This is a genomic window from Deinococcus indicus (assembly GCF_002198095.1).
GTDB classification, from domain to species: domain Bacteria; phylum Deinococcota; class Deinococci; order Deinococcales; family Deinococcaceae; genus Deinococcus; species Deinococcus caeni.
Genome location: NZ_NHMK01000010.1, coordinates 21,144 through 32,266, shown reverse-complemented (window position 1 = coordinate 32,266; position 11,123 = coordinate 21,144). Strand labels below are relative to the sequence as shown.

Sequence of the window (11,123 nt, the reverse complement as noted above, 5' to 3'; positions counted from 1 at the left end):
CAGACCGTTCCATCGGAATCCTTTCAGCCCTGCAATTCCGCCTCGCGTTCCAGGCGTTGCTGGCGGCGGCGGGCGAGCTGGCCGTGTTTCGGGGCGAACAGGAACGCCAGTCCGAACAGCACGCTCTGCGTCAGGACGATGCACGCGCCGGTCGCGCCGTCCAGGAAGTAACTGACGTACGTGCCGAGCAGGCTGGACAGCACGCCGGTCGCCACGGCCAGCCACATCATGCGGCTGAAGCGGTCCGTGAGCAGGTACGCGGTCGCGCCGGGCGTGATCAGCATGGCGACGACCAGAATCACGCCGACCGTCTGGAGGGCGCTGACGATGGTCAGGGCCAGGATGACCAGCAGCGCGGCGTACAGGAAGCCGGTGTTCAGGCCGATGGAGCGGGCGTGCGTGGCGTCGAACACGTACAGCAGCAGGTCGCGGCGCAGGATCAGGATGGCGCCCAGCGCGACGGCGCCCGCGACGACGGTCTGCCACAGTTCGTTCTGGCTGATGCCCAGCACGTCCCCGAACAGGATGTGCGACAGGTGCACGTCGCTGGACACGCGCGAGATCATCACGAGGCCCAGCGAGAACAGCGCCGTGAAGACCACGCCGATCACGGTGTCCTCCTTGACGCGCGAGCGGGACTGGATGAAGCCGATGGCGCTGACGCTGATCAGGCCGAACACGAACGCGCCGATCACGAACGGCAGGTTCAGCAGGTACGCCAGGACCACGCCGGGCAGCACGGCGTGCGACACGGCGTCGCCCATCAGGGACCAGCCCTTGAGGGTGATGAAGCACGACAGGACCGCGCAGACCGCGCCGACCAGCGAGGAGACCAGCAGGGCGCGCAGCATGAAGTCGTATCCGAGGGGGGCCAGCAGGGCGTCCATCAGCGGACCTCCAGGGCGCGTTCGGGAATGCGGGCCGGGTCGTGCAGCGGCGAGCGGCCCCCGAAGGCGCGGGCGAGGTTCCCGGCGGTGAGGGTCTGCGCGGTCGGCCCGACGGTCAGGACGGTGCGGTCGGCGATCAGGGCCACGTCGTCGCAGAAGGTTTCCAGGGTGCCCAGGTCGTGGGTGCTGACCAGGACGCTGCGGCCACTGTCCGCGAGGTCGCTCAGCAGGCCCGTGATGGCCTCGCTGGTGCCGACGTCCACGCCGCCGAAGGGTTCGTCGAGCAGCAGCAGGCGGGCGTCCTGCGCCAGCGCGCGGGCCAGGAAGGCGCGTTTACGCTGCCCGCCGGACAGTTCCCCGATCTGCCGCTCGGCGAAGTCGGTCATGGATACGCGCGCCAGGGCGGCCTGCACGGCGTCGCGGTCGGCGGCGGACGGGCGGCGCAGCAGGCCCATGCGGCCCTGGCGGCCCATGGTGACCACGTCACGCACGCTGACCGGGAAGTCCCAGTCGACGTCCTCAGCCTGCGGGACGTAGGCGATCACACCGGCCTTCTGCGCCTGCCGGACGGGCTCCCCGAACACCTGCACCTGTCCGCGCAGCGGCGGCAGGAAGCCCATGATGGTCTTGAACAGGGTGCTCTTGCCGGCGCCGTTCATGCCGACCAGACCGCAGATCCGGCCGGGTTGCAGGGCCAGCGTGGCGTTTCTCAGGGCGAGGCGGCCGCCGCCGTAGGCGACGCTCACGCCCTGCACGTCCAGGGCGGGGGCGCTCACGGCTGGCCTTCCGTCAGGCCGGCGAGGATGACCTCGGCGTCGCGGCGCAGCAGGTCGAGGTAGGTGGGGACCTCGTCGGACAGCGAATCCACGTGCAGGTCCCCGCCGTAGCGGGCGCCGGCCTCGGCGGCGACCTGCCGCATGCCCTTGTCCGGGACGGTGCTCTCGCAGAACACCGCCGGGATGCCCTGGGCGCGCACGCCGTCGATCACGGCGCGGATCTGGCGGGGCGTGCCCTGGCCTTCCTCGGCGTTGACGGGCCACAGGTACAGTTCCTTCAGGCCGTAGTCGCGCGCGAGGTAGCTGAAAGCACCCTCGCAGGTGACCAGGGCGCGGCGGTTCGGGGGCAGCTGGCCCAGCTGCGTGGAGAGCTGCCTGTCAACCTCGCGGATCTGCTTGGCGTAGGCGTCGGCGTTCGCCTGGAAGGTGTCGGCGCCGGCCGGGTCGAGGTCGGTCAGGGCGCGGCGGATGTTCTCGACGTAGATCAGCGCGTTTTTCGGGGACATCCAGGCGTGCGGGTTGGGTTTGCCGGCGTAGGCGTCGGCGGCGATGTTCACGGGCTCGATGCCCTCGGTGAGGGTGACGGTGGGCGCCTCGCTGTCCTGCGTGAAGCGGCTGAACCAGCGTTCGAGGTTCAGGCCGTTGTTCAGGATCAGGTCGGCGTCCTGCGCGCGGATCAGGTCGCTGGGGGTGGGCTGGTAGCCGTGGATTTCCGCGCCGGGTTTGGTGATGGACACGACCTCGATGCGGTCCCCGGCGACACTGCGGGTCATGTCGGCTAGGATGGTGAAGGTGGTCAGGACGCGCGGGCGGTCGCCAGCGCCGGAAGCGTCATCGGGAGCGGCGTCCGGGGTGGCGCCCTGTGTGGTGGTCCGGGTGGCCGGTTCGGCCGGGCCGCAGGCGGACAGTGTGCCGGCCACGCACAGCAGAGCGGCGGAAAGCAGCAGCATCTTCATAGGTGTGACGACTGTGTGAGGTACCAGGATCACGCCGAAGGCGGACCGAATTTCCGAATTTTGTTGCCTATTTTTGTTCATTGACATAATATCTCCCTGTGAAGTTGACGATCAGCGCTAAGTTGAAACTGCGGCATACCCCAGAGCAGAAAACTGCTCTGGACGCCGTGACTTTGGCCTACCGCGACGCGCTCAACTTCGCTTCCGAGAAGGCGTTCAAGCTGGAGAAGACGTCCTCGGCCCCGAAGATTCACAAGGCGGTCTACGAGACGCTGCGGGATCAGGAGGGGCCGTTCCGCCTGGGGTCGCAACTGGCCTGCACCGTCAGTCGTCAGGTGGCCGCGTCCTACAAGACCCAGTGGACGAAACTCAAGCAGAACATCAGCGCTCGGCAGAAGGGTTTCACGAAGAGGCGCTACAAGGGTCTGGATACCGCGCCAAAGTTCGTGTCCCGCACGCTGGAATACCAGTACGGACGCGACTACTCGTGGAAGAAGAACGGCAAGGTGAGCGTTGGGACGCTGGCTGGGCGCCTTGTTCTGGAGTTCGACGGCTACCAGAAGCACCTTGATCTGATTCAGGCAGGTGCAGAAACGGGCGCCGCCAAACTCTACTACCAGAAGTCGAAGAAGCAGTATTACTTGATCGTGGCCCTGAACATCAAGCTGCCAGACCCACAACCCACGGACCACCAGAAGGTCGTGGGTGTTGATGTGGGGCAGCGCTACCACTTCGTCGCCACCAACCTGAACGGGCAGAGTCTGTTCGAGAAGGGGGCGGCGATCCACCACAGAAAAGACCAGTTCTCTCGCGTCAGAAGATCCCTCCAGCGCAAAGGCACCCGTTCTGCCACAAGGCGACTCGTCGCCTTGTCGGGCCGGGAAAGACGGTTCGTCGCTGATCGCAACCATGTGTTGAGCAAGACCCTGTTGACCCGTTTCCCAGGTTCGATCTTCGGCCTGGAAGACCTCACGAACATCCGCGACCGCACCGAGGGACGCAGCAACCCACAGTCCAGCCTCAGGGCCAGACGGTCGAGGCGTCGCCGTTCCCAGTGGTCGTTCGCGGAACTCCAGGCGAACCTGGCGTACAAGGCTCCGCTGCACGGCTCGCTGGCGGTGCAGGTGGATGCCGATTACACCAGTCAGGCTTGCCCGCGTTGCGGGCACACGTCGAAGGGGAACCGGCCGAACGCGGGGCTGATGTTCGTGTGCGAGGTGTGCGGTCATGCGGGTCACTCCGACAGGGTGGCGAGTGTGAATATTGCGTTACGAACGTTACTTGTCCGGCAGGACTGGATGAGTACGGGTGCCTTATCAATGCGCCCTGATGTGTCGGATGTTGAAGTCAAAGTCGCTCGCCTTTCGAGGTACGCGGAATTGCGATGGAATCCAGACACAAACCCGTGACTCCAGTCATGGGCTATTGATATTTTTAGTCTTGCCTAAAAATTTCTCGCGGTCAAGCTGAGACAGCGTTTACCTTTTATACTTGACTAAATCGCTCGGATTACCTAGGGTGCAGTCCGTGAATCGCCTCCCCTCCCTGCTGGCCGCCCTGCTGAGCGCCGCCCTGACCGGCGCGGCCGGCGCCCAGACCACCCAGACCGGCCTGCCCTGCGCCGGCACGACCGTCACGCACGCCATGGGCCAGACCTGCGTGCCGAAACTGCCCCGGCGCGTCGTCACCCTCGAATGGACCCACACCGAGAACCTGCTGGCCCTCGGGGTACAGCCCGTCGGGGCCGCCGACCTGAGCGGCTACGCCCAGTGGGTGCGCGTGCCCGCCGCCCTGAACGCCTCGGTGCAGGACGTCGGCACCCGCCAGCAACCCAGCCTGGAACGCATCCGCGCCCTGAAACCGGACCTGATCATCACCACCCGACTGCGCGCCACACAGAACTATGCCGGACTGTCGGCCATCGCCCCCACCATCGTCTTCGACCCCTACGCCGGCGGCTCCCAGCTCGCCGAGATGCGCGCCACCTTCCAGACCACCGCCCGCCTGCTCGGCCGGGAACGCACCGCGCAGCAGGTCCTGAGCAACCTCGACGCCCGCCTCGACCGGGTCCGGCAGGACCTCAAACGCGGCGGCCGCGCCGGGCAGAGCTTCGTGTTCGCGCAGGCCTACACCGCGCGGGGCGGCGCCCCCACCCTGCGGCTGTTCACCGGCAACTCCATGCTCAGCGAACTCCTGACCCGCGTGGGCCTCGTGAACGCCTGGAAGGCCCCCGCACAGCCGTACGGGTTCAGCGAGGTCAGCCTCGAGGCGCTCGCCGGCCTGAACACCACGCACTTCCTGTACGTCGCGCAGCAGGAGGACGACGTGTTCGGCGCGCCCAGCGTGCGCCCGCTGTGGCAGGCGCTGCCCTTCGTGAAGGCCGGCCGCGCCCACGCCCTGAACGAACGCACCTGGACGTTCGGCGGTCCCCTGAGCGCCCTGACCCTGACCGGCGAGATCAGCCGCGCCCTCAGCGGCCGCTGACGTGCCCCGCCTGAACCTCTGCGCGGACGACTCCCGCGCCGCCGGAGAGGACCCCATCGGCACCGCCCCCCACTGGGCCGAGGTGACGGTCCTGGAACTCGACGTGCCCATGTGGGCGCGCCTGCGGGACGTGAACGCCTGGACGCCCGAACAGCAGGCCGTGTTCACCGCGCTGCGGGGCAAGGTCGAGGCCAGCGGCGCCGGCTTCGGCCTGCTCATGAGCGCCCCCGCCACGCCCGGCCAACCCCTGCGCGTGCGGCACTACACGCTGGGCGCCGCCGGTGACGGCACCCTGGGCGGGTACGTCCGGCGCGACTACGCCAGCGACCTGCCCCAGAGCGAGTGGGCGCGCGGCCTGCACGACACCCTGCTCGACCCGTCCGCCCTGACTGGCGGCGACAGGACCGGCGGTGACAGGACCGCCGTGCCCGCCCCGGACGGCCCGGACCTGCACGTCTGCACGCACGGCACCGTGGACGCCGCCTGCGGCCGCTACGGCGTGCCGGTCTACCAGGCGCTGGGCGGCGCGGGCGTGCGCGCGTGGCGCACCGGGCACTTCGGCGGGCACCGCTTCGCCGCGACCGCCGTGGACCTGCCCTCGGGACTGCTGTGGGCGCACCTGACCCCGGAACTGGCCGTGCAGGTCGCCCGGCGCGAGGTCACGCCCGCCCAGGTCGCCGGGCACCTGCGCGGCCACGCGGGCCTGCCGCCGCTGGCGCAGCTGCTCGACCGGCACCTGCTCGTCCAGCACGGCTGGGACTGGCTGAACCGCGCCCGCCACGCGACGGTCGAGACCCACCCGGACGGTGACCACACCGTCACCCTGACCGCCAGCGGCCCGCACGGCCCCGAGACGTACCGCGCGCCGGTCCTGACGGCCGCGCCGCTGCACCTGCGTGGCTCCAGCCACTCCGGGGACACCGCTCCCGTCCGGCAGTTCACGCTGGGAACCGTCACGGCCTGCGCAGGACACGCGTGAAACTCCGGCCCGCCGCGCTGCTGCCCCTGGCCGCCCTGACGCTGCTGCTGGGCGTGCTGCTGTCCCTGGCACTCGGCGCGACCGACATTCCCCTGGCGGACGCCGCGCGCCTGCTGCTGCGCCCGGACGACAGCACCGACAGCCTCGTCATCCACACGCTGCGGCTGCCGCGCACGCTGGTCGCCGCGCTGGCCGGCGCCGCCCTGGGCGTCTCGGGCCTGCTGCTTCAGGGCGTGACCCGCAACCCCCTGTCCGACCCCGGCATCCTGGGCGTCGAGGCGGGCGGCGCGCTCGCCATCCTGATCATGGTCGTGTTCCTGCCCACCGCGCCCGCCGCGCTGTTCGTCCCGGCGGCCTTCCTGGGCGGCCTGCTGGCCGCCGCCGCCGCGTACGGCGCGGCCCGCACGGCCGGCGTGACCCCGCTGCGGCTGGCGCTGGCCGGCGTGGCCGTCGCGTCCCTGGCGGCCGCCGCCACCCGCGCCGTGCAGATCCTGTTCGAGGAACGCGCCCAGGGCGCGCTGTTCGCCCTGTCCGGCTCGCTGGCCGGGCGCACCTGGGAGCAGCTGGCGCAGATCGCGCCGTGGCTGGGGGGCGGGCTGCTGCTGGCGCTGCTGGCCGCGCCGCGCGTGAACGTCCTGACCCTCGGTGAGGACGTCGCCCGCAGCCTGGGCGCGCGCACCGAACGCGACCGCGTGATCGTCACGGGTCTGGGCGTGCTGCTGGCCGCCGGGTCGGTCAGCGTGTGCGGCCCCATCGGCTTCGTCGGCCTGATCGTCCCGCACGCCGCCCGCGCCCTGATTGGCCCCGACCACCGCCTGAGCCTGCCGCTCGCGGCGTTGCTGGGCGCCGCGTTCCTGACCCTGGCCGACACCGCCGCCCGCCTGATCGACCGGCCCGCCGAGACCCCGGTCGGGATTCTGGTCGCGGCCGTCGGCGCGCCCGTCTTCGTGATGATCGCCCGCCGCGTGGGCCGCCGCACCTGACTCCCACTCCTCACCCTGACCTTCATACCGAACGAACTGCCACGAAAGGAATCACCATGCCTGACCGCTCCATGCGCCCCGCCCACCTCCTGACCGCCCTCCTCCCGGCCCTGCTGCTCGCGCCCGGCGCCTCGGCCGCGCCGGTCAGCGTGCCCACCGACCGCGGCACCCTGAGCCTGCCCGCACCCGCCCGGCGGGTCGTGGCCCTCGAATACTCCTTCGTGGACACCCTGCTGGCCCTGGGCGTCCGCCCGGTCGGCGCCGCACTCGGCACGCAGGGCGGCGACCGGGGCGCGCCCCCCTACCTGCGCCCGAAGGTGGGCGGCATCCCCCACACCGGCAGCCGCGGCCAGCCCAGCCTGGAAGCCATGGCCGCCGCCCGCCCGGACCTGATCCTCGCGGACGCCCTGGTCCACAAGGACAGCGCCGCCGGGTTCGGGCGCCTCGCGCCGACTGCCGTATTCCCCAGCCGCCGCGCGGACCTGGACGAACTGAACAACCAGACCCTCCAGATCGGCCGGCTGGTGGGCCGCGAGGCCGCCGCCCGGCAACTCCTGGCGGACCAGAAGACCCTGATCGCCAAGGCCCGCGCGTTTGCCAAGAAGAACGCCCCGACCTTCGTGGCGGGCGTCGTGACGCCCACGTCGTTCACGGTGCACACGCAGGGCAGCTTCGCCGGCAGCTTCCTGGAAGCGGTGGGCCGCCGCAACGCCGTGCCGGTCCGTGACGGGCAGACGCAGTTCGAGACCAGCCTGGAGGGACTGGTCGCCCTGAACCCGCAGACGCTGGTGCTGTTCACCGCCCCCGACGAGAAACCCGTCACGGACACCTGGGCGAAAAATCCGCTGTGGCAGAAACTGAGCGCCGTGAAACGCGGCCGGGTCTACACCTTCGACCGGGACGACTGGACCCGCGGGCGTGGCCCGACCGCGCTGAAACTCATGACCGCGCAGGCCATCGAGAGCCGCTTCCTGCAGGACGCCGCGCCCGCGCGGGGCTACCAGTACCAGCCGTGACCGCCCTGCCCGGAGGCGCCCCGCGCTTCACGACCGCCCGCGCCGTCACGGTCGCCGTGATCCTGGCCGCCCTGTGCGCCGCGCTGGCCATCCTGGCGCTGGGCCTGGGCGCCGTGCCCACGCCCGCCCGTTCGGTCCTGGCCGCGCTGCTGGGCGGCGGGGACGACCTGACCCGTCAACTCGTGCTGGACCTGCGCGTCCCGCGCGTGGTCGTGGCGCTGCTGTGCGGCGCGATGTTCGCCGCGTCCGGCACGGTCATGCAGGGCGTGATCCGCAACCCGCTCGCCTCGCCGGACCTGGTGGGCGTGGGCGCCGGCGCGGGACTGGCCGCGACGGTGTTCCTGCTCGCGTGGCCCGCCGCGCCCCCCGGCGGCCTGCCCTGGGCGGCGCTGGCCGGCGCGTGGGGCGGCTTCGGGCTGGTGCTGCTGCTCGCGCAGGAACGCGGCGGGCGGCTCCACCCGGTGCGGCTCGCGCTGGTGGGCGTGGCGGTCGCCGCCGCGCTGGGCGCCGCGCAGCAGCTCGTCCTCGTCCGCGCGCCCGACGGACTGGGCAGCGCCCTGACCTTCCTGACCGGCACCGTGTACGGCGCCGACAGCCTGCGCGCCGCGCGCCTGCTGCCGTGGGCGCTGATCCTGCTGCCCGCCGCGTGGGCGCTGCACCGCACGCTGGACATCCTGAACCTCGGCGAGGACCTCGCCACCAGCCTCGGCACGCGCGTCAACCCCGCGCGACTCCTGGCCCTCGGCGTCGGCGTGGCCCTGGCAGGCGCCGCCGTGACCGGCGCGGGTATCCTGGGCTTCGTGGGCCTGCTCGCCCCGCACCTGGCCCGCCTGCTCGTCGGCGCGCGGCACGCCCGCGCCCTGCCCGTCTCGATGCTGCTGGGCGCGGCGCTGGTCCTGGCCGCCGACACGCTGGGCCGCACGCTGCTCCCCCCCCTGGAAGTCCCGGCCGGACTGCTGACCACCCTGGTCGGCGCGCCGTACTTCCTGTACCTGCTGAGGAAAACCCCATGACCGACCCCGCCCACCCGCCCGCGCCGCTCTCCACCCGCGACCTGCGCCTCGGGTACGGACAGAACGTGATCATCCCGGACCTGAACCTCAGCATACCGGCCGGGCAGGTCACGTCCATCATCGGCCCGAACGGCTGCGGCAAGAGCACCCTGCTGCGCGCCCTGGCCCGCCTGCTCCCACCGGGCAGCGGGCAGGTCCTGCTGGACGGTCAGGCCCTGCACACCCTGCCCGGCCGCGAGATCGCCCGCCGCCTCGCCATCCTCCCGCAGGGCCCGGTCGCCCCCGAGGGCCTGAGCGTCGAGGAACTCGTCTGGTTCGGCCGTCACCCGCACCAGGGCCGCTTCCCCGTCCGCCGCCCCGGCGACCGCGAGGCCGTCGAGTGGGCACTCGACCAGACCGGCATGCGCGTCTTCGCGGGCCGCGTCCTGGACGACCTGAGCGGCGGACAGCGGCAGCGCGCCTGGATCGCCATGAGCCTCGCTCAGCAGACCGACATCCTGCTGCTGGACGAACCCACCACCTACCTCGACCCCGCCCACCAGCTCGAGGTGCTGCACCTCGCGCAGCGCCTGAACCGCGAGCAGGGCAAGACGGTCGTGATGGTCCTGCACGACCTGAACCAGGCGGCCCGCTACAGCGACCACCTGATCGCCCTGCGGGGCGGCGAGATCTACGCGCACGGCCCGGCCGCCGGGGTCCTGACGCACGACATGCTGCGCGACGTGTTCGGCCTGAAAGCGCACCTGCTGGCCGACCCGGACACCGGCTGCCCGCACGTCATCCCGTACGCCCTGACCCGCTGAACCGGACCCCGGTCGATCCAGCCGGACGCGCGCCCCTGCACAGGTCGGGGGCGCGCGTTCTGTTCGCTCTGTCTGTCAGCCAGGGTGTCGGCTCATACGGACTCCGATTGAAAGGGCTGCAAAGTCCTTTCAATCCGAGCGGACGCGAGAAGGAGCAACACGGGTTCCGGACGTGGAGCCGGCAATCCGGTGAAGTTCCGGATTGTTGGCGAAATAAACGGAATCCGTATCAGGGGTTCCACTGCCGCTGGAGTTCGCGGACCATCAGTTCCTCGGCGATGGGGCCGCGCAGGCGGCTGAACAGCTGGGCGTCCAGGACGTACACGCGGCCGCTGCGGCTGGCGTTCAGGCGCTGCGCGAGCGGGTTGGCCTGCCAGTCGCGGCGGGCCTGGGCGGTGGTGTTGCGGCTCGACGCGATCAGGAAGACCACGTCGGCGTCCAGGCCGGCTAGGACCTCGCTGCTGACCTTGCGGTAGCCCTCGCCGAGGCTGGGGTCGGCGCTGCCGGGCAGGGCCAGCCGGAAGCCCAGGTTCTGGAAGAACCCGCCGGTCCAGTCGCGCGGCCCGAGGACCGTGAACACGTCCTTCTGCGCGCCGCCGGCGTTCCAGACGACCAGGGCGCGGGCGCCGCGCAGCGGGGCGGGCACGTCCTGCGCGGCGCGGCGGATGAAGCTGGCGTGGCGGTTCAGGACGGTTCGGGCCTGCTCCTCGCGGTTCAGGGCGCGGCCCAGCGTCACGAGGCTCTTCTGCCAGTCGCCGCTGTGAATGCCGTGCAGCAGCAGCGTGGGGGCCAGTCGGGTCAGGGCCGGGTAGTTCGCGGCGGCGTAGTTCTCACCGACGATCAGGTCGGGCTTGACGGACAGCAGGACTTCCAGGTTGGGGTTGAAGCGGTCCCCGACGTTGATGGGCGCGCCGGTCACGCGGCTGCCCAGGTAGCGGATCTGCCGGATGGGGGAGCCGTAGTCGCGCGTGGCGATGTGTGAGGCCTCGCCGTACCCGGCGGGCTGCACGCCGAGCGACAGCAGCAGGTCCAGGGCGTGCGGGCCGAGCGCGACGACCCGGCGGGGTTCGGCGCGCAGGGTCGTCTGCCCGGAGGTGTGGGTGACGGTCACGGGGTAGCTCGCGGCGGCGGCGGTGCCGGTCAGGAGGGTCAGGGTGAGGGGCAGCAGGACACGCATCAATTGAGAATAGCAAATCATTATCAGGTGTGGTCATGCCCCGACAGGT

General features: G+C 71.0%; 11 protein-coding genes. 7 read left to right on the top strand and 4 right to left on the bottom strand.

Going from position 1 to position 11,123, the window contains the following annotated elements; all coding sequences use genetic code 11:
* Window positions 1–23: 23 nt before the first annotated feature.
* From CBQ26_RS07320 to CBQ26_RS07310, 3 genes are read right to left on the bottom strand one after another with little or no spacing between them, the layout of a single operon-like run.
* On the bottom strand, window positions 24–887 hold the full coding sequence (locus tag CBQ26_RS07320; protein WP_088247995.1) for a metal ABC transporter permease: 864 nt from the start codon (window positions 885–887) through the stop codon (window positions 24–26).
* Window positions 887–1,663: a metal ABC transporter ATP-binding protein gene (locus tag CBQ26_RS07315; RefSeq protein ID WP_088247994.1), complete on the bottom strand. Its 777-nt coding sequence runs from the start codon at window positions 1,661–1,663 to the stop codon at window positions 887–889. The genes CBQ26_RS07320 and CBQ26_RS07315 overlap by 1 nt, the downstream gene beginning before the upstream one ends.
* Window positions 1,660–2,613, bottom strand: a complete 954-nt coding sequence (locus CBQ26_RS07310; protein ID WP_088248139.1) for a metal ABC transporter substrate-binding protein — start codon at window positions 2,611–2,613, stop codon at window positions 1,660–1,662. Before CBQ26_RS07310 ends, CBQ26_RS07315 begins: the two co-directional genes overlap by 4 nt.
* A gap of 104 nt (window positions 2,614–2,717) precedes the next feature.
* Between CBQ26_RS07310 and CBQ26_RS07305 the strand changes: the two genes are divergently transcribed.
* From CBQ26_RS07305 to CBQ26_RS07275, 7 genes are all read left to right on the top strand, one after another.
* Complete coding sequence (locus CBQ26_RS07305) at window positions 2,718–4,028, top strand: RNA-guided endonuclease InsQ/TnpB family protein (RefSeq protein ID WP_088247993.1); 1,311 nt, start codon at window positions 2,718–2,720, stop codon at window positions 4,026–4,028.
* A gap of 118 nt (window positions 4,029–4,146) precedes the next feature.
* Window positions 4,147–5,103 (top strand): ABC transporter substrate-binding protein, encoded by a 957-nt coding sequence (locus CBQ26_RS07300; protein WP_088248138.1) that lies wholly within the window; start codon window positions 4,147–4,149, stop codon window positions 5,101–5,103.
* A gap of 1 nt (window position 5,104) precedes the next feature.
* Window positions 5,105–6,082, top strand: coding sequence for a sucrase ferredoxin (locus CBQ26_RS07295; RefSeq protein ID WP_088247992.1), 978 nt, complete (start codon window positions 5,105–5,107; stop codon window positions 6,080–6,082).
* Window positions 6,079–7,065: a FecCD family ABC transporter permease gene (locus CBQ26_RS07290; protein WP_088247991.1), complete on the top strand. Its 987-nt coding sequence runs from the start codon at window positions 6,079–6,081 to the stop codon at window positions 7,063–7,065. Before CBQ26_RS07295 ends, CBQ26_RS07290 begins: the two co-directional genes overlap by 4 nt.
* 56 nt (window positions 7,066–7,121) lie before the next feature.
* Complete coding sequence (locus CBQ26_RS07285; protein WP_229844171.1) at window positions 7,122–8,081, top strand: ABC transporter substrate-binding protein; 960 nt, start codon at window positions 7,122–7,124, stop codon at window positions 8,079–8,081.
* Between the two features lie 5 nt (window positions 8,082–8,086).
* Window positions 8,087–9,094, top strand: a complete 1,008-nt coding sequence (locus CBQ26_RS07280) for a FecCD family ABC transporter permease (protein WP_244898005.1) — start codon at window positions 8,087–8,089, stop codon at window positions 9,092–9,094.
* A complete protein-coding gene (locus tag CBQ26_RS07275; protein ID WP_088247989.1) occupies window positions 9,091–9,897 on the top strand; it encodes an ABC transporter ATP-binding protein in 807 nt (268 codons plus the stop codon). Before CBQ26_RS07280 ends, CBQ26_RS07275 begins: the two co-directional genes overlap by 4 nt.
* A 229-nt stretch (window positions 9,898–10,126) precedes the next feature.
* Here the strand turns inward: CBQ26_RS07275 and CBQ26_RS07270 are convergent, their stop codons facing one another.
* Entirely contained in the window at window positions 10,127–11,074 is a 948-nt protein-coding gene (locus CBQ26_RS07270) for an ABC transporter substrate-binding protein (RefSeq protein WP_088247988.1), read from the bottom strand.
* Window positions 11,075–11,123 lie beyond the last annotated feature (49 nt).